Here is a 439-nt window from a genome sequence, read left to right as displayed (position 1 = left end):
TGGGCGGCGCGCAGCACGTCGATCAGTGCGGCGGGCTCGCGCTGTACACGGGTGGAGTCCGCACCGGCGAGGACCAGCAGGTTCTCGTCGTTGCGGCGCATCCGGGTGGCCAGGTGGTCGAGCTGGAACAGCTCGGCCAGCCGGTCCGGGTCCTCCTCGCCGCGCTCCAGGCGGTCGAGGTGGCCGATCAGCCGGTCGACCAGGATCTGCGAGCGGCGGGCCAGGTTGACGAACATGGTCGCAACCGAGGCCCGCAGGGCGGCCTGCTCGGCGGCGGTCCGGACGGCCTCCAGGTGGACGGCGTTGAACGCCTCGGTCACCTGGCCGAACTCGTCCTTGCTGCGCACCGGCAGCGGCTCGGCGATCTGGTTTGCCAGTTGCACAGGGGAGAGCTGGCCGGTGACCTGCGGGTCGCGCAGACGGGCGACCGCCTGTGGCA

At 72.2% G+C, this 439-nt stretch carries 1 pseudogene; it reads right to left on the bottom strand.

The features are described 5' to 3' along the window. Positions 1-439 (bottom strand): annotated as a pseudogene (locus F8271_RS31865) (HAMP domain-containing protein); the annotation flags it as partial.

The sequence above is a fragment of the Micromonospora sp. ALFpr18c genome, from assembly GCF_008868155.1.
Classification (GTDB): domain Bacteria; phylum Actinomycetota; class Actinomycetes; order Mycobacteriales; family Micromonosporaceae; genus Micromonospora.
Note: the sequence above shows the minus strand (reverse complement) of the source record. Positions and strands in the feature narration are given on the sequence as shown.